General features: G+C 40.2%; 27 protein-coding genes. 7 read left to right on the forward strand and 20 right to left on the reverse strand.

Annotation, left to right across the window (positions count from 1 at the left end):
- Complete coding sequence (locus KB197_RS07190) at positions 1–828, reverse strand: HAD family hydrolase (RefSeq protein ID WP_064276894.1); 828 nt, start codon at positions 826–828, stop codon at positions 1–3.
- Between the two features lie 21 nt (positions 829–849).
- A complete protein-coding gene (locus KB197_RS07195; RefSeq protein WP_082888156.1) occupies positions 850–2,175 on the reverse strand; it encodes a CapA family protein in 1,326 nt (441 codons plus the stop codon).
- Positions 2,176–2,349: 174 nt separating this feature from the next.
- On the opposite strand from KB197_RS07195, the gene def reads away from it, so the two are divergent.
- Positions 2,350–2,961: a peptide deformylase gene (def, locus tag KB197_RS07200; RefSeq protein ID WP_001272956.1), complete on the forward strand. Its 612-nt coding sequence runs from the start codon at positions 2,350–2,352 to the stop codon at positions 2,959–2,961.
- Between the two features lie 44 nt (positions 2,962–3,005).
- On the forward strand, positions 3,006–3,734 hold the full coding sequence (gene rlmB, locus KB197_RS07205; protein WP_000855742.1) for a 23S rRNA (guanosine(2251)-2'-O)-methyltransferase RlmB: 729 nt from the start codon (positions 3,006–3,008) through the stop codon (positions 3,732–3,734).
- Between the two features lie 39 nt (positions 3,735–3,773).
- Here the strand turns inward: rlmB and trxB are convergent, their stop codons facing one another.
- The 7 genes from trxB to KB197_RS07240 form a co-directional block, all read right to left on the reverse strand.
- On the reverse strand, positions 3,774–4,685 hold the full coding sequence (gene trxB / locus KB197_RS07210; protein ID WP_000272299.1) for a thioredoxin-disulfide reductase: 912 nt from the start codon (positions 4,683–4,685) through the stop codon (positions 3,774–3,776).
- A gap of 65 nt (positions 4,686–4,750) precedes the next feature.
- Positions 4,751–4,975, reverse strand: coding sequence for a DUF4059 family protein (locus KB197_RS07215; protein WP_192855166.1), 225 nt, complete (start codon positions 4,973–4,975; stop codon positions 4,751–4,753).
- Positions 4,976–5,052: 77 nt separating this feature from the next.
- Positions 5,053–5,796, reverse strand: coding sequence for an amino acid ABC transporter ATP-binding protein (locus tag KB197_RS07220; protein ID WP_000590982.1), 744 nt, complete (start codon positions 5,794–5,796; stop codon positions 5,053–5,055).
- A complete protein-coding gene (locus KB197_RS07225; protein ID WP_020901891.1) occupies positions 5,796–6,596 on the reverse strand; it encodes an amino acid ABC transporter permease in 801 nt (266 codons plus the stop codon). Before KB197_RS07225 ends, KB197_RS07220 begins: the two co-directional genes overlap by 1 nt.
- Positions 6,597–6,753: 157 nt before the next feature.
- Entirely contained in the window at positions 6,754–7,110 is a 357-nt protein-coding gene (locus tag KB197_RS07230) for an arsenate reductase family protein (RefSeq protein WP_045607167.1), read from the reverse strand.
- A 12-nt stretch (positions 7,111–7,122) separates the two neighbouring features.
- Positions 7,123–7,632 (reverse strand): methylated-DNA--[protein]-cysteine S-methyltransferase, encoded by a 510-nt coding sequence (locus KB197_RS07235; RefSeq protein WP_064276898.1) that lies wholly within the window; start codon positions 7,630–7,632, stop codon positions 7,123–7,125.
- Positions 7,632–8,126, reverse strand: a complete 495-nt coding sequence (locus KB197_RS07240; protein ID WP_212573834.1) for a GNAT family N-acetyltransferase — start codon at positions 8,124–8,126, stop codon at positions 7,632–7,634. The genes KB197_RS07235 and KB197_RS07240 overlap by 1 nt, the downstream gene beginning before the upstream one ends.
- A gap of 134 nt (positions 8,127–8,260) precedes the next feature.
- Here KB197_RS07240 and KB197_RS07245 point away from each other — a divergent pair, with 134 nt between their 5' ends.
- Together KB197_RS07245 and trhA are read left to right on the forward strand one after the other, a co-directional pair.
- Positions 8,261–8,704, forward strand: a complete 444-nt coding sequence (locus tag KB197_RS07245; RefSeq protein WP_045607173.1) for a DUF1836 domain-containing protein — start codon at positions 8,261–8,263, stop codon at positions 8,702–8,704.
- On the forward strand, positions 8,704–9,351 hold the full coding sequence (gene trhA, locus KB197_RS07250) for a PAQR family membrane homeostasis protein TrhA (protein WP_212573835.1): 648 nt from the start codon (positions 8,704–8,706) through the stop codon (positions 9,349–9,351). Before KB197_RS07245 ends, trhA begins: the two co-directional genes overlap by 1 nt.
- A 20-nt stretch (positions 9,352–9,371) precedes the next feature.
- On the opposite strand, the gene pdxT is transcribed toward trhA, so the two are convergent.
- The 3 genes from pdxT to nox form a co-directional block, all read right to left on the reverse strand.
- A complete protein-coding gene (pdxT, locus tag KB197_RS07255; RefSeq protein WP_212573836.1) occupies positions 9,372–9,953 on the reverse strand; it encodes a pyridoxal 5'-phosphate synthase glutaminase subunit PdxT in 582 nt (193 codons plus the stop codon).
- The gene (gene pdxS / locus KB197_RS07260) at positions 9,954–10,829 is read right to left on the reverse strand and encodes a pyridoxal 5'-phosphate synthase lyase subunit PdxS (RefSeq protein ID WP_000138517.1); all 876 of its coding nucleotides are present in this window, start codon (positions 10,827–10,829) and stop codon (positions 9,954–9,956) included.
- Between the two features lie 151 nt (positions 10,830–10,980).
- A complete protein-coding gene (gene nox, locus KB197_RS07265) occupies positions 10,981–12,360 on the reverse strand; it encodes a H2O-forming NADH oxidase (RefSeq protein ID WP_064276902.1) in 1,380 nt (459 codons plus the stop codon).
- A 308-nt stretch (positions 12,361–12,668) separates the two neighbouring features.
- Here nox and KB197_RS07270 point away from each other — a divergent pair, with 308 nt between their 5' ends.
- From KB197_RS07270 to KB197_RS07280, 3 genes are read left to right on the forward strand one after another with little or no spacing between them, the layout of a single operon-like run.
- The gene (locus tag KB197_RS07270; RefSeq protein WP_212573837.1) at positions 12,669–13,592 is read left to right on the forward strand and encodes an FAD:protein FMN transferase; all 924 of its coding nucleotides are present in this window, start codon (positions 12,669–12,671) and stop codon (positions 13,590–13,592) included.
- 59 nt (positions 13,593–13,651) lie between these two features.
- Positions 13,652–14,257, forward strand: coding sequence for an NADPH-dependent FMN reductase (locus tag KB197_RS07275; protein ID WP_000915951.1), 606 nt, complete (start codon positions 13,652–13,654; stop codon positions 14,255–14,257).
- An 18-nt stretch (positions 14,258–14,275) separates the two neighbouring features.
- The gene (locus tag KB197_RS07280; RefSeq protein ID WP_212573838.1) at positions 14,276–15,514 is read left to right on the forward strand and encodes an NAD(P)H-dependent oxidoreductase; all 1,239 of its coding nucleotides are present in this window, start codon (positions 14,276–14,278) and stop codon (positions 15,512–15,514) included.
- 112 nt (positions 15,515–15,626) lie between these two features.
- Here the strand turns inward: KB197_RS07280 and KB197_RS07285 are convergent, their stop codons facing one another.
- The 8 genes from KB197_RS07285 to gyrB all read right to left on the reverse strand — a co-directional run bounded on the left by KB197_RS07285 (position 15,627) and on the right by gyrB (position 26,016).
- Positions 15,627–15,884 (reverse strand): DUF896 family protein, encoded by a 258-nt coding sequence (locus tag KB197_RS07285; RefSeq protein ID WP_020901900.1) that lies wholly within the window; start codon positions 15,882–15,884, stop codon positions 15,627–15,629.
- Positions 15,885–15,925: 41 nt separating this feature from the next.
- Positions 15,926–17,962 (reverse strand): glycine--tRNA ligase subunit beta, encoded by a 2,037-nt coding sequence (gene glyS, locus KB197_RS07290; protein WP_212573839.1) that lies wholly within the window; start codon positions 17,960–17,962, stop codon positions 15,926–15,928.
- 259 nt (positions 17,963–18,221) lie between these two features.
- Entirely contained in the window at positions 18,222–19,139 is a 918-nt protein-coding gene (gene glyQ / locus KB197_RS07295) for a glycine--tRNA ligase subunit alpha (RefSeq protein ID WP_000038733.1), read from the reverse strand.
- A gap of 35 nt (positions 19,140–19,174) precedes the next feature.
- Positions 19,175–19,546, reverse strand: a complete 372-nt coding sequence (locus KB197_RS07300) for a GFA family protein (protein WP_064276908.1) — start codon at positions 19,544–19,546, stop codon at positions 19,175–19,177.
- Positions 19,547–19,814: 268 nt separating this feature from the next.
- A complete protein-coding gene (locus KB197_RS07305) occupies positions 19,815–20,657 on the reverse strand; it encodes an aldo/keto reductase (RefSeq protein WP_064276910.1) in 843 nt (280 codons plus the stop codon).
- Positions 20,658–20,733: 76 nt separating this feature from the next.
- Positions 20,734–22,125: a peptidoglycan-N-acetylglucosamine deacetylase PgdA gene (gene pgdA / locus KB197_RS07310; RefSeq protein WP_064276912.1), complete on the reverse strand. Its 1,392-nt coding sequence runs from the start codon at positions 22,123–22,125 to the stop codon at positions 20,734–20,736.
- A gap of 135 nt (positions 22,126–22,260) precedes the next feature.
- Positions 22,261–23,988 carry a septation ring formation regulator EzrA gene (gene ezrA, locus KB197_RS07315; RefSeq protein ID WP_212573840.1) on the reverse strand — a complete coding sequence of 576 codons (1,728 nt, stop codon included), beginning with the start codon at positions 23,986–23,988 and terminating at the stop codon, positions 22,261–22,263.
- An 81-nt stretch (positions 23,989–24,069) separates the two neighbouring features.
- A complete protein-coding gene (gene gyrB, locus KB197_RS07320) occupies positions 24,070–26,016 on the reverse strand; it encodes a DNA topoisomerase (ATP-hydrolyzing) subunit B (RefSeq protein WP_212573841.1) in 1,947 nt (648 codons plus the stop codon).
- Positions 26,017–26,020: the final 4 nt, after the last annotated feature.

A 26,020-nucleotide genomic window follows, 5' to 3' on the forward strand; every position in this document is an offset into this window, starting at 1 on the left:
TCATTCTCCTTTTTCTAACCAGTTTTCCAAGACTTGATAAACTCCTCCTTGGCTATTAGCTGGCGCTAGAGCCGTCGCCACAGCTTTGGCTTTATCATCAGCATTTTCCATCGCATAGGCAATTCCAGCCATTTCAAGCATTTCAACATCATTTTCACTGTCACCAAAAGCCATGATTTGTTGGGGGTTCAAGTCCCAGCGCTTGAGTAATTCTTCTAAGCCCCATGCTTTATGAATCCCAGCTTGGAGGATATCAATACAACCATAGCCACTCGATACAGCCCTGACATGGCCATCAAAGAGGTCATTAATCTCTGCTAAGACTGAATTCAAACGTTCCTCACCAACAACCATACTCATCTTGAGAACACCACCAAAGAGGTCAGAGGTTAATTCATCCACAAATTGCATCCGTTGGTAGAATTTTTCAATCATTTCTGGAGTCATAAAACTTTCAAGGTCTGTAAAAATCGTACCTTCTTTGACGAAACCACCCTTCATCCCCGTTACAACAAACTGATCCTGACACGATCGACCCTCGAAATAAGCCAAGGCCTTATCGACAATGACATCATCCCAAGTCTGAGCCTGAATCAGTTCATTGTTTTCAAAAATACGAGCACCGTTGGCAACCACCAGAACCACTCGATCCACCAAGTGCTCCAGTAGTTGCCTCATGCGATGAATTTCATTCCCTGTCGCAATGACAAAACGAATGCCCCTTTGATCCAACTGATCTAAAATCTTTTCCAAGCGTGGAAGATCAAGCTGGCCTCTAGCATCCAGCAAGGTCCCATCCATATCGGTCGCAATTACTTTAATCGTCATTTACTTTCCTCTGAATTCAAGTTAATCCCACTTCAACCCTACATGTTCATTCATTTCTTTATAGGCTGTATCAATTCGTTCCTTAGTCGCTTCATCTAATTGATCACGATGACTACCACCCTCGATAAAGTCTTCTAAGATATAGGTTTGGTAATGATATAGGGGATATCCTTCTGGTGAAAAAGTTCCTTTTGGTGTTCGATTGACCCAAGTAGGATGAGCTTTAGCTGTTTCAATAGTTGTTTGTCCATCTTTTTTCTTGACAGTTACATCCATAAGAACACCACGCTCTGTCCACTTAGCATTGTCTACACCAGTCATTGTTTCAATACGTTGGTTAGAAATGAAGTTCCCCATTGAATAGATAATGAGTTTCTTGTCTCCATCTTTTTCAACAATCTCAGATGGTTCAACTACGTGTGGATGGCCTCCAAAGATAATATCCGCTCCCCAATCAATCATCTTGTGGTACAAAGCCTTTTGCTCTTCAGTCGGTTCTATGCGATACTCAACACCCATCTGAGGCATGATAACAGTAATATCCGCTTCCTTCTCTGCACGCTCAATTTCAGCCTTCATCTTATCTTCGTTTAGGTCTGAAAGATAGCGGTTATAATCTTCTTGAGAAATACTTTGCTCAATTCCATTAAATCCATAAGAATAAGCCAAAAGTGCAACCTTGATACCGTTCACTTCCTTGATAACGAGCGGAGCTTGATCACGTGACTCGTGCGTATAAACTCCAATAGGTGTCATTCCTGCCTTTTCAATTGCATCTGCCGTTGAAATGACTCCTTCAATTTGCGAATCTAAAACATGATTATGGGCTAAATCTAAAACATGATACCCAGCATCTTTAATAGCATCCATTACTTGACCAGGAGCATTAAATAAAGGATAGCCAGCTAGATAATGATCTTTATTAATGGTCCCTTCAAAATCACCTATAGCCAAATCTGCCTGCTTAAGCCAAGGAGTTACGTATTCAAAATTCTCATGAAAATCATAGCTGCCATCTTCCTTTTTAGCTGACATATAGATAATATCATGGTAAAGTAAATCTCCATGGGCCATGATACGAGCACTTGTTTCTTCTTCCTGATCTTTAGCATTTTTATTCGTCTTATTTGCTTCTTGAGAAATGGCATCCTTTTTTTGACTGGTCAAGGGGATTCCTTGGAAGCTTTCAAACAACAAGACCAAACCCATTGATAAAGCAACTGCTAGCAAGAGTATCGCCACAAATCCCTTATTACTCCACTTGCGGTAACTCCTAAAAAAGTTTACAAAAACCCTCATAAAACGAAAAACTGGTCCACGTTTATGTCTATCTTGTCTTCTTTGCATCTTCACCCTCCCTACTTTCTAATGCAAGCCTTTTCTTTTTATTATATCACAGATAACTAATTCTTTCACAATTGAATCGAACCTAGTAGGCATTTTCTATAAAAGCTCGATGCCGTAATGCTTTCAATCCTTGTCATTTTGTGATATCATGTAGAGGTAATGAAAGGAGAGAAAATGTCTGCAATAGAACGTATTACAAAAGCTGCTCACTTAATTGATATGAACGATATTATCCGCGAGGGAAATCCTACTCTACGTGCGGTTGCTGAGGAAGTCACTTTCCCCCTATCTGATCAAGAAATCATTCTTGGCGAAAAGATGATGCAATTCCTCAAACATTCCCAAGATCCTGTCATGGCTGAAAAAATGGGGCTCCGCGGTGGAGTTGGACTTGCTGCTCCTCAATTGGATATCTCAAAACGTATTATCGCTGTTTTGGTGCCAAACATTGTCGAAGAAGGCGAAACTCCACAGGAAGCTTACGACTTGCAAGCTATTATGTACAATCCAAAAATCGTCTCTCACTCTGTTCAAGACGCTGCTCTTGGCGAAGGAGAAGGGTGCCTTTCTGTTGACCGCAACGTACCTGGCTATGTTGTTCGCCATGCCCGCGTTACTGTTGACTACTTTGACAAGGATGGAGAAAAACACCGTATCAAACTCAAAGGCTACAACTCCATCGTTGTTCAGCATGAAATTGACCACATTAACGGAATCATGTTTTACGATCGTATCAATGAAAAAGACCCATTTGCAGTTAAAGATGGTTTACTAATTCTAGAATAAAGAAAATCCCGTTGCAAGACGGGGTTTTGTGTTATAATAGAGGCATGAAAACAAATGATATTGTCTATGGCGTCCACGCCGTTACAGAAGCCCTCCTTGCAAATACTGGAAACAAACTCTACCTCCAAGAAGATCTCCGAGGTAAGAACGTTGAGAAAGTCAAGGAACTGGCTACAGAAAAGAAGGTGTCCATTTCTTGGACCTCAAAAAAATCCCTTTCTGAGATGACTGAAGGTGCTGTTCACCAAGGTTTTGTTCTACGAGTATCTGAATTTGCCTATAGCGAGCTGGATCACATCCTTGCCAAAACACGCCAAGAAGAAAATCCTTTGCTTTTGATTCTGGACGGGTTAACTGATCCTCACAACTTAGGTTCCATCTTAAGAACCGCTGATGCGACCAATGTTTCAGGTGTCATCATTCCCAAGCACCGTGCTGTCGGAGTTACTCCTGTCGTTGCTAAAACGGCCACAGGTGCTATTGAGCACGTTCCAATCGCTCGAGTGACCAATCTGAGCCAAACTCTGGACAAACTCAAGGATGAAGGCTTCTGGACCTTTGGAACGGATATGAACGGTACTCCTTGCCATAAGTGGAATACAAAAGGGAAAATTGCCCTCATCATCGGAAATGAAGGAAAAGGCATCTCTAGCAATATCAAAAAACAGGTCGATGAGATGATTACCATTCCGATGAATGGACATGTTCAAAGTCTCAATGCCAGTGTTGCTGCAGCCATTCTCATGTACGAAGTTTTTCGAAATAGACTATAAAAAAAGTTTCCAGTCATCTGATTGGAAACTTTTTTATGATTAACTATGTTCTGTGATAAATTTATAAGCTTCTTGACCAGCGATAGCTCCATCTCCAACTGCTGTTGTCACTTGACGAAGGTCTTTCTGGCGAACATCTCCAACTGCAAAGATACCGTCAACTGCAGTTTTCATGTGGTTATCTGTCACAATCCAACCTGCCTGATCTTGGATATTCAATTCTTTAACAAAATCGCTAAGAGGATCCAATCCAACATAGATAAAGACACCACCGAAGGCTTGTTCTGTCACTTGACCTGTTTTCACATTTTCAAAAACGACAGATTCTACTCTGTTTTCACCCTTGATTTCCTTCACTACAGAATCCCAGATAAAGCTGATTTTCTCATTCGCAAAGGCGCGGTCTTGTAAAACCTTTTGGGCACGAAGTTGGTCACGACGGTGAACAATGGTAACAGTCTTAGCAAAACGAGTCAAGAAGAGGGCTTCTTCGACAGCTGAATCTCCGCCACCAACTACCAACAAATCTTGGTCACGGAAGAAAGCACCATCACACACGGCACAGTAAGAAACACCACGACTGTTCAGTTCTTCTTCTCCAGGTACTCCCAAAGGACGGTGTTTAGAGCCAGTCGCTACGATAACGGTACGAGTTTCATATGTTTGGTCATCAGTCATCACTTTCTTAAAATCACCATGGTCTTCGACATTTTCAACATAACCATAAATGTGCTCAACACCAAGATTTTCAAGCGGTTCAAACATCTTTTCTGCCAATTCTGGCCCACTAATATTAGCGTATCCAGGGTAATTTTCAATATCAGATGTATTATTCATCTGACCACCTGGCAGACCACCTTCAATCAAGGCTACTTTCAGATTGCTTCGAGCAGCATACAAGGCTGCAGTCATACCTGCAGGTCCAGCACCGATAATAATAGTATCGTACATATAGTTTCCTTCTTTCTTGTTGTAACTATCTTTATTCTAACTCTTTCTTGTCAATCACGCAAGGATTATGCCTTGAAAACAAGAATTAAACTCATAACCGCAAAGGATAATACTGGAACAACCAAAACACCAATCATAACCATATCATAGAGATGGGCTTGGCGAGCCTTGGCTGTCTTATCAACTCCCGACATGGCTCTCAGTCCAATCCAAATCCCTAAAAAAATCAGGACGAGGATGGTGGTCAAGATCAAACTCTCGAAATATAAAGAAAATAGTTGCAGTAGCATGATTTCTCTCATTTCTATCTTTTTTAAAGAGTAAACTCAGCTAGTCCAGCTAACTGAGTTTTTCTTTATCTATTATATCAAATATAAGTCCGTTTGTAACTAGCGAAGAATTCTTTTGTTCGCTCTTCTTTAGGATGGTGGATAATCTCATCCGGTGTTCCAGACTCAATGATTTTCCCCTTATCTAGGAAGAGAATCTTATCCGCAACTTGAGCTACAAAGGACATGTCATGACTAACCAAAATCATGGTTTGACCTGACTTAGCAGCATCTGCAATAGACTTTTCTACTTCGCCGACCAATTCTGGATCAAGGGCTGAAGTTGGTTCGTCTAAGAGCAAGACATCTGGTTTCATCGCAAGTGCACGCGCCAAGGCAACCCGTTGCTTCTGTCCACCTGATAAATGGCGAGGGTAATGGTTTTCACGGTCAGAAAGCCCAACCTTAGCCAACTCTTCCTTGGCAATCTTGGTTGCTTCTTGGTCAGATAATTTCTTGACAACAACCAAGCCTTCTTTCACATTATCAAGTGCTGTACGGCGCTCAAACAAATTAAACTGCTGAAAAACCATAGACAGCTTACGACGAAGGGCAAGGATTTCTTCTTGAGTGATTTTAGAAAAATCAACTGAGAAATCATCAATCTGAATAGAGCCACTGTCAGGTGTTTCAAGATAATTGAGACTACGAAGAAAAGTTGATTTTCCAGCTCCTGAAGAACCAATCAAGGCTACTACTTCCCCTTTTTGAATATCCAAGTTCAGATGATCCAAGACAGTCTGTCCTGAAAAGGATTTGCTTAAATTCGAAATCTTAATCATTAACGAAGGTCTCCTTTCACATCTGTTTGGACTGTATCGGGTGCAGAAATAGCCATTTTTCTCTCGATGAAACGACCGAGGCTTTCAATTCCGATATTGACTACCCAATAAACAAGGGCAACAGAGATGAAGCGCTCAAAGTAACGATAATCAGCTCCACCCAGAATCTGAGCTTGGGCAAAGACTTCCACAACACCCGCACTGAAGGCTAGAGAAGTCCCTTTGGTCAAGCCGATTAGGGAATTGATTAAAGTTGGAGTCGCCACAACTGCTGCATTTGGAATAATCACGCGACGATAAACTTGTGCTCGGGTCATCCCCAGACTGCGTGCTGCTTCAATCTCACCAGGATTGACTGAGAGAATGGCTGCACGAATAGTTTCACTAGCATAAGCTGCCTCATTAAAGGCAAAGGCGACAATTGCAAAAGCAGCGGCTGGAATCGCATTGATATTGAAACCAGTTCCCCATTGCTGATTGAGAGCTTTCAAAGCCAAAGGGATTCCGTAGTAGGTCAACATGAGTTGAACCAAAATCGGTGTCCCTTTTAAGAAACTAACAAAGAAGGCCTGCAAGGGATATAAAATTTTGACACGATTGATTTTCACAATGGCAAAAAGAAGTGCCAAAACCAAGCCAAAAAGAGCACCACCAATTGTCAACATAATCGTTGTTGGAAGTTGTTGGACAATTCTCGGAATTCCATCAAAGACCGAACGCAAGCTAAAAAGTTTGCCATCCGGAATCAATTGCATCAAGTTTTGGTACCAATCTGATGCTAAAATCGTTGTAACATTCATAAAAACATCCTCTCCTGATAATGATTCATTCTACCATACTTCTGCCGTCAATGAAATTATTTGCTACGGTCAGGTACAGACTTTGTCTACCTACTAGTTTATCATACTTTGAAACAGGGAGGCTATATATTTTATCTATCAAAGAGATAGATAAAAACTATTTCAGTCCCAATTCTTCATAAGGTTTTCGATAACCGATTTGCTTAACAATTCCATTTTCTACTAAAATGGGGCGTTTTAACAACATACCGTCACTTGCTAGCAACTCAGCTGCTTCTTGGTTTGACAGACTTCCTACCTTATCTTTCAGCCCCAATTCACGGTATTTGATTCCACTGGTGTTGAAAAATTGCTTCAACTCAAAACCCGAGGTTTCTAGCCAGTTTAAAATGACTTCTTGGCTAGGTGTTTCTTCGACGATATGAACAGCTTTGTAGTCCACACCGAGTTGGTTTAATTCTTGTTTTGCTTTTTTACAAGTTGAACATTTTGGGTATTCGATAAATTCTAACATGTGTTTCACTTTCTATTTTATATCTTTAAAATCTGCGCCTTCATGCTCCAAGAGCCAAACTTTCTTTTCTACTCCTGCAGCATAGCCTGTCAAACGCTTGTCCGCTCCCAGCACACGATGACAAGGTACTAGGATAGACCAAGGATTGCGTCCTACTGCTCCACCAATTGCTTGAGCAGAAGCCACTTGTAGGTCTTTCGCTATTTGTCCATAGGTCACTGTCTGACCATAAGGAATTTCCTGTAAATAGGACCAAACTTTCTTTTCAAAATCCGTTCCGATTGGAGCCAAGGGCAAGTTGGATAAATCCTGAGACTTGCCTTTAAAATAATCATCTAAGCAAGCAATAACTGGGTCTAAAATGGGATGACTAACAACTGCTTCTATCGTCTCATCTCCTAGTCCCCTCTCAAAATGCTTCTGCTCCTGCACCCAAATGCCATACAGATATTGCTCGTCGGCAACCAAAGACAAGGTTCCTATTGGCGAAAAGTAGAGCATTTTTACGTACTTCTTTTGCATTATTTCTTCAATTTTTGATAGGCCAAGCGTTCGCCATCAACTGGAACCTTTCCAACCCGTTTAAAACCAAGTTTTTCAAAAATATGTTGCATAACCTTATTTTCAGCATGCGTATCTGAGCGAAAATCTAGATAGTCAAAACCTTCAATCAAGCCCTCTAAAAAGGTTTGAGCAACTCCCTGTCCCTGGACATCTGCTGCCACAGCAATACGGTGAAAGACCAGGTACTCTGACTCTCCAGCTTGCCAGTTGCCTTCATAAATGGCTTCATAGGCTGCCTCTGGACTCTTGGTCACAGCTGCATAAGCTAGTAGTTCTCCCTCTTCCAAGGCTACGTAGGCTTGACCTGAGATAATATCTTCAATAATAATATCAGCATTTGGATAGCCATTTTGCCACTGGTCACTACCAGCATCTGCTAAATATTTTTTAGCATCTTCCATCACCTGCATGATGGCATCTACTTCATTTGGAAAAGCTAAACGAATCTCCATCTTTTCTCCTCATTTCTGACTAGTTTCTCCCATCATAGCATAATTTAAGTCTTTCTACAAGCAGTTAAAACTTGACTTTCTGTTTTTGTTATTTTATAATCTAGTTATTAAAACTAGATAAAAAGGAGTTGAAAATGAAAACTACCTTTTCCTACCCCAAATGGGCAGAAATTCCAAACATCGACCTCTATCTGGACCAGGTTTTGCTCTATGTCAATCAGGTCTGCGCCCCTATTTCTCCTGATAAAGACAAAGGTCTAACAGCATCTATGGTCAATAATTATGTGAAACATGGTTACCTGACAAAGCCTGACAAGAAAAAATACCAACGCCAACAGATTGCCCGTCTGATTGCTATCACAACCCTCAAGTCGGTATTCTCTATTCAAGAAATAGCCCAGACACTTAATACTCTACAAAGTCAAGCAAGTTCAGAGCAACTCTACGATGCTTTTGTGGACTACATGAACCAAGGAGTTGATCCAGCTAACCCCATTATCCAAAGTAGCTGCCAAACCGTTAAACTCTATCATCAAACTCTAGCCTTAATCCATCATACTCAAGAGGAGGAAATCTAATGAATACAAGCCTAAAGCTCAGCAAACAACTCAGTTTCGGAGAGGAGATTGCTAATAGTGTGACCCATGCTGTAGGTGCAGTCATCATGCTCATCTTACTCCCCATTTCATCCACCTATAGTTATGAGGCACACGGATTTTTATCATCTATCGGCGTTTCCATTTTCATTATTAGTCTCTTTCTCATGTTCCTATCATCCACCATTTACCACTCTATGGCCTATGGTTCAACCCACAAATACGTCTTGCGGATCATCGACCATTCGATGATTTATGTGGCTATCGCAGGTTCTTACACGCCCGTCGTCTTAACCTTAATGAATAACTGGTTTGGTTATCTGATTATTGCCATTCAGTGGGGAACGACTATCTTTGGTATTCTCTATAAAATCTTTGCTAAAAAAGTCAATGAGAAATTTAGCCTTGCTCTTTACCTGATTATGGGCTGGTTGGTACTAGCAATCATTCCTGCCATTATCAGTCAAACGACGCCAATTTTCTGGAGTCTCATGGTAACTGGTGGACTTTGTTATACAGTTGGAGCTGGATTTTACGCCAAGAAAAAACCTTATTTCCACATGATTTGGCATCTCTTTATCCTAGCTGCGTCCGCACTCCAATACATCGCCATTGTTTATTACATGTAAAAAAGTTGAGAAACTCAGTCTCAACTTTTTTCTTTACACATATTGATAAAGTACTGGTGCAAGCGCACATCATCAGTCAATTCTGGATGAAAAGAGGTCACTAACATATTTTTTTCTTGGGCAGCAACGATTTGATTGTCAACTGTTGCTAGAATTTCTACACCCTCTCCAACACTACTGATAATTGGACCACGGATAAAGGTCATTGGAATCTGACCAACTCCCTTACATTCTGCTTCCGTATAGAAACTCCCTAGTTGGCGCCCATAGGCATTTCGCTCGACCACCATATCCATAGTTCCTAGATGACTCTCTTCCTGAGAAGTAATTTCCTTAGCCAGCAAAATTAAACCCGCACAGGTCCCAAACACTGGTAATCCAGATAGAATGGTTTCTCGAATAGGAATCAGCATGTCCTGCTCACGTAAGAGCTTGCCCATGGTTGTAGATTCCCCACCAGGTAATATCAAACCCGACAAGTCACTCTTATATTGCTGAAAATCATCTAGATTTCTGATTTCGACATTGTCTACGCCCAATTTATCTAGTACTTTTGCATGTTCTGCAAAGGCACCTTGCAAGGCCAATATTCCGACTTTCATCTATTTTCCTCGCTCTGCCATGAGAATTTGGATTTCATTTTCATTGATACCAACCATAGCTTCTCCTAGATCTTCAGAGATTTGAGCCAAGATTTGAGGATTTCGGAAATTAGTTACCGCTTTGACAATGGCACTCGCTCGTTTAACAGGATCTCCGGATTTGAAAATACCTGAACCGACAAAGACGCCTTCTGCCCCTAATTGCATCATCAACGCAGCATCTGCTGGCGTTGCAACGCCTCCAGCCGCAAAGTTTACAACTGGCAATTTCCCATGCTCATGGACATATTGAACCAATTCTACAGGGACTTGCAAGTCCTTGGCAGCAACATAAAGTTCGTCCTCACGTAGGTTTTGAATGCGGCGAATTTCCTGATTCATCATACGCATATGACGAACAGCTTGGACGATATCCCCCGTACCCGGCTCTCCTTTTGTACGAATCATAGAAGCACCTTCAGCGATACGACGCAAGGCTTCACCCAAGTCCTTAGCTCCACAGACAAAAGGAACTTGGAATTCTTTCTTATCCACATGGAAACGGTCGTCAGCTGGAGATAAAACTTCACTCTCATCGATATAGTCAATTTCAATAGCCTCTAAAATCTGAGCCTCAACAAAATGTCCGATTCTGACCTTGGCCATTACTGGAATACTAACCGCTTCTTGAATTTCCTTAATCATCTTTGGATCACTCATACGGGAAACACCACCAGCTGCACGAATATCAGCTGGAATCCGCTCCAAGGCCATAACAGCAGCCGCACCAGCGGCCTCTGCAATACGGGCCTGTTCAGGATTCTGAACGTCCATGATAACCCCACCCTTGAGCATCTGTGCCAAGTTTTTATTTAGTTCATAACGATTTTCAGTCATTTCTTTATCCTCATCATTTGTATTGGTAGCTACTATTTCATTTTAAGTCAGAAAAGGATGAACCACAAGATAAAAAAATCATAATTGTATGGGTACAGAATAGTTAAAAAACTATCTGACCTTAACCTAAGGCCAGATAGCTCATTTATTTTTATTTTTCAGCTGTAAGGGCAGCCATTGTGATGTAGTTGTATGGTTTGTTGAAGTGTGGCAAGAAGAATAGGTCTGTCAATGCCAATTTATCAATTGTCACATGCTCTTGGATAGCAAGTGAGAACATGTGGATTCCCATGCTGATTGCAGAATCGTGTGAAACCATTTGTGCACCAAGAATTTCACGGCTATCTTTGTCAAAGACAATCTTGATGGCAACTTCATGGTTGTCATGCTTCATAAATTCTGGTTTTTGAAGATCGTTAAAGCCTGTTTCAGTTGCGTTGTAACCAGCAGCTTTAGCTTTTTCAAGAGTCAAACCAGTTGAAACCATGTGAAGACCGTAGATTGAGATACCATTTGAACCTTGAACACCGATTCCTTCCAATTCATGTCCACAAGCGTTATATGCACCAACGATACCAGTACGAACAGCATTTGAAGCAAGAGCGATGTAGCTAGTGTCTTTACGAGCGTTGTCATAAACAGTCGCACAGTCACCTACTGCGTAAACGCCTGGGATAGATGTTTCTTGTTTCTTGTCTACAAGGAAGGCACCGTTACGGAAGAGTTCAAGCTTACCATCAGCAAGTGCTGTGTTTGGACGGAAACCAACTGCAAGAACAACCATATCCACGTCAAAGCTTTCTTTGTCAGTAATCAAGCGTTCAACTTTACCGTCACCCTCGATTGCTTTAACAGTTTGACCAAGCGCCAAGCGGATGTTGTGATCTTCCAAGTTATTCGCCATCATTTGTGTGAAGTCTTTGTCATAGTAACCGTTCAAGACAGTATCAACGATATCAACAAGGATAACTTCTTTTCCAAGACGTTCAAAGGCTTCAGCAAGTTCAACACCGATATAACCACCACCAACAACGGCGATTCGGTCAAGGTGTTGACTCTTATCAGATAATTTGTGAATCACTTCTTCAGCATTTTGGTACAATTTAACGAATTGTACATTTTCAAGAGTTGCTTTAAATTCGCGGTTGCCTTTAACAATTTCAACACCTTCGATTGGTGGCAAGATTGGTGTAGAACCTGTAGCGAAAATCAATTTTTCATATGATTCTTTGTGCTCTTTTCCTTCAACTTCCGCTGTAACTACTTTGTTATCATAGTCGATTGAAAGAACTGGTGAGTTCATGTAAACCTTAGCACCTTTAGCTTCCAATTTTTCTTTATCAGAATAGAACAAGCCTTCAGCACCGTCAATTTGTTCACCAATCCAGAGGGCCATTCCACATCCTAGAAAAGAGATATTAGAGTTTTGGTCGAATACAACAATTTCGTTCTCATTTCCAAAATTATCCAACATAGTATTAATACATGCTGTACCAGCGTGGTTAGCACCAACTACAACGATTTTACTCATAGAAAAATTCCTACCTTCAATTTTAAATTTACCCTTCTAGTATAACATTTACTGTTAGCGTTTACAAGAGTTTAGCTAATTTTCCCGATTTTTTTGTAAAAAAATGTAAATAATCTGTATTTTATCAGCCTTTCTTACAATTACTCTTTATTTCCTGAGCATATTTCTTGACAAGTTTACAAATTTTATTTGTGAAAACGCTGACTTTATGGTATGCTAGTATCATGGAAAGAAAATGTAAGGGGTTAAATTTAATATAAATTTACTATATTTCAGCCTTCTTTTCATAAGAGAAAGGAGTTGGTAGCTTGCCTCTTAGTTCACATTCCGAACGGCTAATGGGTACTACTATCACTATTTCATTAGTAGATGAGCGAGCCGATAGCTTGCTCCAAAAATCCTTTGATTTGCTCAAAGAGCTTGAATACCGCTTCAATGCCAATACTCAAGAATCTGAGTTGATGGAGATTAATTATCAAGCTGGCATAGCTCCAGTCAAAGTTCATCCTGATTTGTTTGAGCTGATTTCACTTGGATTAGAGCATAGCCTAGCGCCCTCTAGCCATCTCAATATCAGTATTGGCCCCTTAATTCAAACCTGGCGCATCGGTTTTTCAGATGCCAAAGTGGCCCAACCCCAAGAAATTGAATCGGTTCTCCCTTTAATCAATCCTCATTATATCGAGTTAGATTCTTCCACTTCCACTGTGTTTTTAAAACAAAAAGGAATGAAAATCGATCTTGGTTGTTTAGCCAAGGGTTATAGTGCGGATAAGGTTGCCCAATTTCTTAGAGAAGAGGGAGTGACATCTGCCTTGATCAATCTGGGAGGGAATATCCTGACTATTGGAAAAAATCAGGCAAGAGGAAATCAGCCTTGGCAAATCGGAATTCAAGACCCAGCCAATCCGAGGGGAAATCACTTAATGACCATCCCTGTTGTCAATAAATCTGTCGTGACTTCAGGCATTTATGAACGTCGCCTGACTGTCGATGGAAAAGATTACCATCATATTTTTGACAGCCAAACAGGATATCCTGTTGAAACAGAACTAGCTAGTCTAACAATCATCTCTGATAAATCAGTCGATGGTGAAATATGGACAACTCGTCTATTTGGAGAAAGACCTGCTTCTATCCTCTGGCAAGTCGAAAGTTTGGTGGGCATCGAAGCTATCCTCATCGATAAGGAAGGTCACCTAAGCTGTTCTTCAGGAATTCCTACTCTATAGAAACAAATGTTTCAATGGAGTTTTAAAATTGTATTATGTAAAAAGAGAAAGGAAATCTCATGTTAAAACTTATTGCTATTGTTGGAACAAATTCAAAACGTTCTACAAACCGCCAATTGCTTCAATACATGCAAAAACACTTTGCTGAAAAAGCTGAAATTGAACTTGTTGAAATTAAAGACATTCCTGTCTTCAACAAACCAGCTGACAAGCAAGTACCTGCTGAAATTCTAGAAATTGCTGCTAAAATTGAAGAGGCAGATGGCGTTATTATTGGTACTCCTGAGTATGACCACTCTATCCCAGCTGTTTTGATGAGCGCTCTTGCTTGGTTGTCATATGGTATCTATCCACTTTTGAACAAACCAATCATGATTACAGGTGCCTCTTACGGTACACTTGGTTCATCACGTGCCCAATTACAACTTCGTCAAATCTTGAATGCTCCAGAAATTAAAGCAAGTGTCCTTCCTGATGAATTCTTGCTTTCACACTCTCTTCAAGCCTTCAACCCAAGTGGAGACCTAGTGGATCTTGATGTTATTAAAAAATTGGATGCCACTTTTGACGACTTCCGTATCTTTGTAAAAATCACAGAAAAATTGCGTAACGCACAAGCACTACTTCGCAAAGATGCTGAAGACTTTGACTGGGAAAATTTGTAAGATAGGAGACCAAAAAGAATGAAATTTGTTGGACTTGTAGGATCAAACTACGATCAATCATATAACCGTAAACTCTTGGAATTTATCCGCCGTCACTTCAAACTCAAATTTGAATTAGAAGTTCTTGAAATTGACGAAGTTCCAATGTTTAACCAAGACGAAAAATGGGACGAAAGTTTCCAATTACGTTATTTATATAACAAAATTACTCGTGCTGATGGTGTTATTATCGCTACTCCTGAGCACAACCACACAATCTCAGCTTCCCTAAAATCTGTTCTTGAATGGCTTTCATACGAAGTTCATCCATTTGAAAACAAGCCAGTCATGATTGTAGGTGCTTCTTACTACGACCAAGGTACTTCTCGTGCCCAAGTTCACCTTCGTAAAATTCTTGACGCTCCAGGTGTCAATGCCTACACACTTCCTGGAAATGAATTCCTTCTTGGTAAAGCCAAAGAAGCTTTTGATGTTAATGGGAATATCATAAATGAAGGAACTGTTAATTTCCTTGAAACATGCTTGGACAACTTTGTAAAATATGTGGGAGTCGTTTCAAAATTGAAAAAACCAAAACCAATTGAGCCAGAAGATTTATATTGTACAAATTCAATTGCAACTACCATCCAAGGTGTTGATCCAGATGATCCTGAATGGGTAGAAAAAGCTGCTGAACTTGTTGGAGCTGTTTCTGGAGATACTTACGTTAAATTAGACCACGGTATCTTGACAGTTAACCAACTTGACATGTTCTTGAAAGCAATGCCATTTGAGTTGACATTTGCAGATGATAACAATCAATTCTTGTACTTTAATAACGCACACCAAGACCCAGATACAATGTTTGGTAAACGTGTACGTGCTCAATCAGGAAATAGATTAGGAACAGTACACGGTACATTGCCAGATTCTAGAATGAAAAACGTTGAATGGGTTGTCGGTGTATTGCGTAACGGAGATCAAGAATATGTCCGTACAATTGTGCCAGGAACACCTGAAGGTGTTATTAATACCCATAATTACCAAGCAATGTACTATCCAGATGGTTCATATGCTGGAATTAATGAGATTATCTTTAATTTCCAACCATGGCTTGACTGGTACCTCAATACAACTGGTCAACGTCTAGTTGGTGGAAATGCTGCAGCTCCTGCTGGAGGACATGGCGGAGCAGATGCCACATCTGGAGCTTCTGATGCAGGTGATGCTGGAGGTCACGGTGGTGGCGCTGACGCTACATCTGGAGCAAGTAACTGATTATTTTAGGAACCATCTTGGTTCCTTTTTAAGTGACAAAAGACTAGCAGACAAAAACTGCTAGTCTTTTAGTTATTATTTCATCTATCTTTGTTAAAAGAAAGAATACTTATTATGAATTTGGGTCATCGAGACTACGACCATGTAAACCTTTCTCACGTTGAACTTGGCGTAGTTTTTCTGGTGTAACATCGTTTCCTTCTTCGTCCACAATTTTGATTCCCTCAATGTGGTGACGAACAGAGCGACGATAACCTTCGATGTACTCCTCACGTAGTTTGGCTTGTTCTACTTTTTCTTCTGGGGTCAAGCCTTCTGTTTTTTTCTTTTTAGCAAGCTCGTTGATACGATCAATTTTTTTCTGATCCATTTCTTCTCCTTTGTGATAAGATAAAGTCCGTTTATCAAATTTTATTTAGTGTTAATTTGGTTAAATCGTGCAAGTTTAGCTGCTTTTTGAGTTAAATGAGACAAGATAGCCAAACGATTTTGACGGACAGCCTGATCTTCGGCCATAACCATAGTATTTTCAAAGAAGGCATCAATAACTGGACTAAGCGCAAAGAGCTGTTTCAATTGCTGACTTGCAGATCCTGATAAAACGAGTGTTTCTACCGCTTCTGCCAAGGCTTTCTCTTCTTCATTTTCAAAGAGAGCTGGATCAACCGTGTCGGATCCTTCTGCCTTCTCAGCCAAGTTAAAGGCACGTGAAAGTGATTCAACAGATGATTTGAAGTCTTCTTCCTTGCTTGCTTCTACGAGAGCACTTGCCGCTTCCAACATATCCGCCACAACAAAGTTTGATCCTGCAAGAACGGCATCCTTGATATCTTTTGGAGTAGAGCCCATCATCTTATCAACACGAGCCTTGATAAAGTCCATAACCTCTGTCTTATTTTCATAAGTCAAGCTGTCAAATTTCAAAGCATAAAGGCTATCAATCAACTCATCCATAGCAATGTGCCAACCAAAGGCATCCAAGATACGAACCACACCTTGGGTCGCACGACGAAGGGCATAAGGGTCATTAGAACCTGATGGAATCAAGCCTACTGAGAAGAAACTCAAAATCGTATCCAATTTGTCTGCAATAGCTAGAATGGCTCCAACCTTGCTCTCTGGAAGTTCTCCTTCGGCTGATGTAGGCATGTAGTGTTCACGAATAGCAACTGCCACCGCTGGAGTTTCCCCAGCAAGAAGGGCATATTTCTCACCCATAATTCCTTGGAGCTCGTCAAATTCGCCAACCATACCTGTCAACAAGTCAAACTTGTAAATAGCTGCTGCACGGGCTAGGTCAATCGTTTCATCCGCTGACAAACCAGCTTTTTCTGCCAAGAGAATAGCAATCTGACCTGTACGAATCATGTGTTCGCGAAGGGAACCAATCTTCTCATGGAAGGTGACATTGTTTAATTTTTCAACAAGATCTGAAATCACCAATTTTTGATCTTCACGCCAGAAGAATTCACCGTCTTCCAAGCGGGCTACTAAGACTTTTTCATTTCCTTTAATGACATTTTCCAAATACTCTGCGTTTCCATTACGAACAGAAATGAAGTTGGGCAAGAGTTTACCGTCTTGATCACGAACAACAAAGTAACGTTGGTGTTCTTTCATTGAGGTCACCAAAACTTCTTCTGGAACTTCAAGGTATTTGGCATCAAAACTTCCCATAAAGGCAGTTGGGTATTCAACCAAGTTCAAGACTTCATTAAGCAAGTCCGCATCAATTTCGATATGTACACCATGCTCAACTTCGATTGCTTTGATTTGATCAACAATCATTTGCTCTCGTTCACGAGGATCCGTGATTACAAACTGCTTACGAAGGTCTTCTTCGTAGCTCAATGCTGACTGAATTTTGGTTTCTTTCCCCAAGAAACGATGACTACGGCTGACACGACCTCCCTTGATATCAAGGAAATCCAAATCAAACTCTTCTTCATCTAAAAGAACAGTTAAAGTGTGAACAGGGCGGATGTATTCAAAGGTGTTGTTAGCCCAGTGCATGCTGACAGGGAAAGTCAGTGACTTCAATACATCCACAACACCTGGAACAATGGCTTCAACTGCTTGACCAACTTCTTCCTTAGTGACATAGACGTATTCTTCACCCTTGATTTCACGGAATTCGATATCTTCAACAGTCAATCCTTTTCCACGGACAAATCCTTGAGCTGCTTTGGTGAAGTTTCCATCACTATCCAAGGCAATTTTCTTTGCTGGCCCCTTAAAATCTTCTGTCAAATCAGACTGTTTGTCTGCTAAACCAGTCACACGAACAGCCAAACGACGTGGTGTTGAGAAGGTTTGAACAGCTTCAAAAGACAGGCGGTTTTCCTTGAGGAAGGCTGCCATTTTTTCGCCTAGTTGTTTTTCACTTGGTGTGACAACATAGGCTGGTAATTCTTCAAGACCGAGTTCTACTAATAAGTTTTTTGTCATGTTTTTTCCTTTACATTTTCTTCAATCTTTTTTGATATGCACCTTAGGTACTGGGGACGTCGCTAACTAACTTTGTGAGTCTGTATGGAAATCTAATACTAAATTGATCAAGATTTCCAACAGTCTCATCAAAGTGGATTTAGCTGACTAATTTTTGAACCTAAGGTTTCAAAAATCCCCACATAACAGTACGGCGGTGCATATCCCTCTAGCAAGTCTTCGACTTGCCTCTAACGATTTTAGAGCACAATATTACTCACTATTCTGCGTCTTCTGCTAAGAGTTTAGCTCGTGTTGCTTCATCCAAAAGTGGGTAGCCTAGGCGTTTTCGTTCTGCGACAAAGGTTTTAGCTACGACACGGGCCAAGTTACGGATACGAGCGATATAGCCTGCGCGCTCTGTTACAGATACCGCACCACGCGCATCAAGTAGGTTAAAGGTATGTGAACATTTGAGAACATAGTCATAGGCAGGGTGCACCAATCCTTCTTCCAAGGCACGACCAGCTTCTTTTTCAAACTTATCAAAGTTTTCCAACAACATTTCTTGATCAGAAATTTCAAATGAATATTTTGAGTGCTCGTACTCAGGCTGGATGAAGATTTCTCCGTATTTTACACCATCAGCCCACTCAATATCATAGACAGAGTCTACTTCCTGGATGTAAGAAGCCAAACGCTCCAAACCATAGGTAACTTCCGCAGTCACAGGGCCAGTTGCCAATCCACCAACTTGTTGGAAATAAGTGAACTGAGTGATTTCCATACCGTCAAGCCAAACTTCCCAACCAAGACCAGCTGAACCAGTTGATGGGTTTTCCCAGTTATCCTCAACAAAACGGATGTCGTGCTCCAAAGGATTGATTCCCAATTTTTCCAAAGACTCAAGGTAAAGTTCTTGGATGTTTGATGGAGATGGCTTCATGACCACCTGGAATTGGTGGTGTTGGTAAAGACGGTTAGGATTTTCTCCGTAACGACCGTCAGCAGGACGACGTGATGGCTCTACATAAGCCGCATTCCATGGCTCAGGTCCGATAGCGCGAAGGAAAGTGTAAGGACTCATTGTTCCCGCACCTTTTTCATTATCATAAGCCTGCATAAGCATACAACCTTGGTCATTCCAAAATTGTTGCAAAGTCAAAATAATTTCTTGAAATGTTAATTTCTTAGACATTGAATACTCCTTTAATTTATATTATCTTCTTAGATTTATTTTTCAAGCAACCAAGAAAAGGCTGGGTCCTGAAAAATATGACGTTTAGGAACAGTTTGTAAATTCTGATCGCTTTCATCTATTGTACCTAATTTCAAAGCACAGACTTCTGGTATATTTTCTTGAACAGTGAAAATTTGACTATGACAGTTCTGGCAGTAATAACGCTGTTTTCCTGGAGAAGAACTATAGGAAACAAGCTTTTCTTTTCCATGCAATACTAGCTTTTCACTGCTAACTTTAGCACTAACTGTATAGGCAGACGCAGTTGCTTTCCGACAAAATGAGCAATGACAAAAAACTAATTCCGATAATTCCTCATCTAGAGTGTAGGTCACTGCTTTACATAAACAAGATCCTTTAAGCATTATGCTCCTTTCTACTTAGGCATTAGACGAATTCAAAAAGAACCGAATTTCAACACCCAAGCCTTGCGACTAGGGGCGTCAGAAACGCGGTTCCACCCTAATTTATTACTTCATTGTTTTTAAAAATATTACAGAAAGCGCCAGTTCTTTATTTTGCCCTACTTGGCTCCCACTATCCCAAGTTCGCTTGAAGAACGCCATAAGACTTTCTTTCCTGTTGACTATTATATCAAAAATTGGAACAATGTACAATTCTTTTTATGATTTTCTAGAAATCCATATCATCAACTCGTGGAGCACCAGACTGAACAACAATTGTTTTTAAGGTTTCACATTCCTTATGACTCAGTTCAATTCCAAAGCAATCAAGATTAGCCTGAATACGAGAAGCTGTGACAGATTTTGGAAGTGGTAAAAATCCTTCTGCTAAGCTCCAGGCCAAGGCTATCTGAGCAACCGATTTACCGTGATTTAACGCGATTTCTTGCACTTGCTTGCTATCAAACAGTTCTCCCTGACCAAAAGGGCCCCAAGCTTCCAATAAGATTCCTTTTTCTCGACAGTAATCTACGACTTCCTCTTGATACACACCTGGAGCCAAACGAACTTGATTGACCGCTGGAAGAATTTTTGCTGTTTCAAGCAAGGCATCCAAATGATGGGGAAGGAAATTACTAACACCGATAGCACGGATTTTGCCTTCTTGATAGATGTCTTCCATCGCTCTCCAAACTTCTGAATTTCGGATTTTCCAGTGGTTATTTTCTCTGAGCGGTTTTGGATTTGGCCAATGAATCAAATACAAATCCAAATATTCCAAGCCCAGCTTCTCTAAAGACTCTTCAAAAGCCTGACGAGCTTGCTCATAGCTATGATTTGTATTCCAGAGTTTGCTGGTTACAAAAATTTCCTCACGCAGAACTCCACTATCTTGAATGGCACGACCAACGCTTTCTTCATTTTTATAAATAGCTGCCGTATCGATATGGCGATAGCCTGCCTTTAAAGCCTCTAGTACAGCTTGGTAGGCAATCTCTCCATTTTCAGCTTTCCAGGTTCCAAATCCCAGTACTGGAATCGGAACACCATTATTTAAAGTATAAGATTTCATTATTTTCCCTTTCTATGAGAAGAAAATCCAAAGAGGTAAATTTTCAAGGAAAACTTATCTCTTTAGATTTTGTGTATTATTGGTCACGGTCGTAATAGAGCTGGTGAGGTTTAAGACGAGTATCTAACAAATCTGGAATTGTTACAAAGTCATAACCTTGCCCTTTCAAATAGTCAATGACCTTTGGTAAAGCATTCACTGTTTCAGCATGGATATCATGCATGAGAATAATAGAACCATTCTTAACTTCACGCTGAATTTCTGTCAAAATCGCTGCTTCATTCTTACTCTTCCAGTCCAAACTATCCACATCCCACATAATAAAGCTCAAATCTAAACTATTGCGAATGTCGTCTGTAATGGCTCCATAAGGCGGACGCATGAGTTTGGAACTAGAACCCAACACTTTAGTTAGCGCATCCTCAGTATCAGTAATCTGTTTTTTAGCTTCATCAAGGGAAAGTTTTGAAAGCACTGGATGACTCCAACTATGGTTTCCAATAACATGGCCATCCGATTTCATACGTTTCAAAATCTCTTCATTTCCAGAAACATTCTTACCTAGAACAAAGAAAGTTGCCTTGATACCATACTTAGAAAGAGTATCTAATGCTTGATTTGTCGTCGTAGGATTTGGTCCATCATCAAAAGTCAGGGCCACTACTTTACGATTTTTCTTTTCATAATAAGCCTTATATAGCTCTGCATCCTTATCTAATAAATAAGAGGACTGAATAACTTCAAAGAAACTAGATACTGGCAAGGCAATCTCGTCTAGATTTTCAACTGACTGACTTGGATAAAGGATAATCTGACTATCCTTGTAATCAAAATTCCATGCAGACAAGTCTTGGTCAGAGAAACCTTTAACAACTTGATCAATCTTTTCTTGCTCCAATTTCTTATCCTGTAAAAAAGAAGTCAGTTCTTTTATAAGTTTCTCTTTGGCCTTACTAGCATCTGAAAATAATTGATCAAGTGTGAAAGGTTTACCATCTTCTGTCAAATGTACTTTTGCCAGACTAGTTTTTTCAGTCTCTTCAACTTTTGACGAAGTTAAATCATAGACTTGTTTCATCACGCTTCGGTTGACAATCCCTTTTAAAGTCGAATCCTGTTTCTCCGTATAATAAAAAACCAGATTTTCTTTGTCTCCCAGATTTTCCTTAATATCCTGTGTCATGATTTCTTTTACAGATGAAATCACTTGCTCCCCTTGGAGAGGATAATAGGCAATTACTTCTGCTCGTCCCTTACGAAAATGATCCTTCTGATTTCCCGCAGTCAATTGATCATCTTTATCATTTTTTAAAGACTCAATTTTTTGTTCGAAACTTTGTTTTGTATATACTTTGTATCCAATCATTGAACCAAGGACGCAAATACTTACTGAAAAGATAGCTACTAGGGCTATTAAACCGATTCTCTTTTTATCGTGCCCAACACGATTTGCTCTACTTTTATCCATAAGACCATCATATCAAATTCAGACTATAATTTCAATGAGAAATAAGTACTATCACTCGTTTTGAACAAAAAAATAGACTCCATAATATCTATAGGGGATTTACCCACTACAAATATTACAGAGGCTTTTATTATGTTAGAAACGAATCGTCTCACGTGTTTTTTCGTATGAAGTGACAAAACGGTTGGTTACACCTGGTTCTGCAACTTCCAAAGCTTGCGAAATCTTATCAAATGAAGCATGATAATCAAATTCTTTTTCAAAAATTTCTAATGATTCATTAAAAGCTTCTTGAATTCGTTCATCAAATGAGCGGTAACGGTTCGAATACTGTAGCAATTGTTCTGTCAATGTTGCATATTGAACAATATTATATGTTTCCTCTTCAAGTGCTTCCATATCATTGGTTGTAATTTCAAGCATACGGTTCACAGCTTCGATATTGACCCGAGCTTCTTCTAGTTCAGCCATCAACTCTTCAGTATGGTTACTTGCTGTAAAGAACAACTGTAAGAAATTCTGAGGAATACCTGGAAGATTGCGTTTTTCCATATATCTCTTAATCGTGTGAAGACGATTAACATAAACATTTGCCTTCTGGCGAGCATTGATATCATCTTTTTCAATCTGAGCAAGGCGTTGACTAACCGCAACTTGTTCATCTTCAATTTCCTTCAAAGTCGCTTGTAAGTTTTCCAAACGATCTTCAAGGAATGAATAAGGTTCAGAATGTTCCTCTTGTTCAGAAGTTAATTCCAATACAGATTCTTCCAAAGACTCTAACTCAGCTTGTAATCTATGAACATGACTAACATCTGTTTCAGATAGTAGGTAATTGTTACTCAATCGTTGAATATCTTCCACTAAAACAGCATTACTATCTTTCATGTGTTTCAAATATGTAGGAAGGGTTGCAACTAAGCCTTCTACTACTTTTTGAGCAGCAATTTCTCGTGTAAAGATATCATAGAGTGCATTGATTTCTTCTTGAACTTGAGTATTTTCGTACTCAGCATTATCCAACTCTAATTGTGCAATATTTTCGTGGTTTTTCTTCAAAGCTTCATAAAGCAATTGGAAGCGAGATTCAATATCCGTTTCAGCAAAATGATAGTTAGCATCTAAAAGCTTACGGTAACCATCTTCCAAGTCTTCCAATTGATCAGGTAGCTCTTTAGATAATGTTTTTACAATTGCTGGCAAGCGGTCAACAATGTGAGTCAAAGCCAAGATATGATTTTCAGCATTATCCAAAATCACAGCAGCTTCTACTGGGTCACCTGACGAATTTAAAGTTACAAACTGAGAAAACTCTGATTGGATATTTTCCAATTGTTTTTCGATTTCAGATAAACCTTGACCATATTCTTCAGAATGATCAGCAACTCGGTGTTGCAACTCTTCAAACAAGTCCAAGGTATGAAGAACACGTCCACTATTTTTAGACTCTTGTTTCTCCAAATCTGCCAAGGCGTTGCGAATTGCCGCAATATCTTCTTCAATCAAGGTAATTTGACTCTCGATTTGGTCAATTTGATGACTGGCCTTGAAAAAACGGAATGAGTTATTGTAGCCTTCTGCCTCGAAAAGATTATTTTCGATATCGGCAAAAGAATTAAGAGATAAATCAACCCATTTTTGATTCCATTCACGGAAAGTCACCTGACTTTGTCCAATCAAGTGCATATTTTTTACAGCTTCAACTTCATCATTTACTGGAAGATTGTACAGTTCTTCTTTTTTCTCTTCTAAAATTGCTAGTTTACTTTCATTGCGTTTCCTTACATAGATTGCGATAGCATAGGCAATGACCAATAAAACTGCAACTGCAATTATCAAATAAATTACTAGTCTAGCAGACATATTAAACTCCTTTTTTACTTGAAACAATCGTAATGATTATATCATATTTTTTAGATCAAGGGAACTACTTCTCCCGATTTTTTAGACATCAAGTGTACTATAGACAGCATTTTCTTCGATAAACTCACGACGAGGCTCTACTCTATCCCCCATCAACATATCAAAGATTTTATCTGCTTCTGCAGCATCATCCACAGAAACTCTGGCCATCAAGCGATGTTCAGGATCCATGGTTGTTTCCCACAATTGGTGGTCATCCATTTCACCCAGACCTTTATAACGCTGAATGGTTGGTTTGGCACGTCCTTCACTGTGGCGGGCCAAGGCCTCTTGGAGTTTGATTTCTTGATCTGCACCTGGCTGGATGTATTCTTTAATCTCGCTTCCAACCTTGACACCATAGATTGGTGGTTGGGCGATATAAACATAACCAGCTTCTAGGATTGGTTTCATATAACGATAAATCAAGGTTAAAAGAAGGGTACGAATGTGGGCTCCATCGACATCGGCATCGGTCATCAAAACGAGTTTTTGGTAACGAGCTTTTGAAACATCAAATTCTGCGCCAAATCCTGTTCCCATCGCTGTGAAAAGACTACGAATTTCTTCGTTAGCTAGAATCTTATCCATACTTGCCTTTTCAACGTTCAAAATCTTACCGCGGATTGGAAGAATTGCCTGAAATTCACGGTTACGACCAGATTTGGCTGATCCACCAGCTGAGTCTCCTTCGACGATGAAGAGTTCTGTTTCAGCAGGATTGTTAGAAGAACAGTCTGCTAGTTTCCCTGGAAGGTTGGAAATTTCCAAACCAGATTTTTTACGAGTAACTTCACGCGCACGCTTGGCAGCCACACGAGCCTTAGCAGCTAAAATCCCTTTTTCCACGATACGTTTGGCAATCTGTGGATTTTCCATGAGGAAATCGGAGAAGGCATCACTGAAGAGACGATTGGTAATCTTGACCACTTCGCTATTCCCCAGTTTGGTCTTAGTCTGTCCTTCAAACTGTGGATTTGGGTGTTTAACTGAGATAACTGCAGTTAAGCCTTCGCGAACATCTTCCCCTGTTAGGTTGTCTTCATTGTCTTTTAGTAACTTATTCTTACGAGCATAATCGTTGATAACACGTGTCAAGGCTGTACGGAAACCTTGTTCATGCGTTCCACCTTCATGTGTATGAATATTATTGGCGAAACTCATGACATTTTCATGGTAACCAGTTGTGTACTGCATGGCTACCTCAACTGTGATATCATCCATCTCACCGTCTGTATAGATTGGTGTATCAAAGATTACATCCTTGTTCTCATTGATATATTCAACGTAACTAGCAATCCCACCTTCGTAATGGTAATGTTTGGTTCGTTCCAAACCTTCGCGCTTATCTGTGATGGAGATTTGAAGACCGCGATTTAGAAAGGCCAACTCTTGAATCCGTTTATTTAATTTATCAAAATCAAAGGTTGTTGTTTCCGTAAAGATTTCTGGGTCCGGTGTGAAGTGAACTGTTGTTCCCGTTTTATCCGTATCTCCAACCACCTCAAGGTCTGCGACAACATGACCACGACGGTATTCTTGGTAATGAATTTTACCATTTTTGTGGACATGGACATCTAATTGAGTTGAAAGGGCGTTAACAACTGAGGACCCCACTCCGTGAAGACCACCTGAGACCTTATATCCGCCACCGCCAAACTTTCCTCCAGCGTGAAGAACAGTAAAGACAGTCTCAACGGCAGGTCGACCGGTTTTTTCCTGAATATCGACGGGGATACCACGTCCATCATCAACAACTGTAATCGAATCATCTGGCTCAATAAAGACTTGAATATGGCTGGCAAATCCTGCCAAGGCCTCATCAATTGAGTTATCAACAATTTCCCAGACTAAATGGTGAAGACCTTCTTTTGAGGTTGACCCGATATACATCCCTGGACGCATACGGACAGCCTCTAAGCCCTCTAAAACTTGAATTTGACTGGCATCATAATCTTGTGCCTGCAGATTTTTGATTTCTTCTGTCATCTTT

This window comes from Streptococcus sp. 11-4097 (genome assembly GCF_018215285.2).
Taxonomy (GTDB): Bacteria; Bacillota; Bacilli; order Lactobacillales; family Streptococcaceae; genus Streptococcus.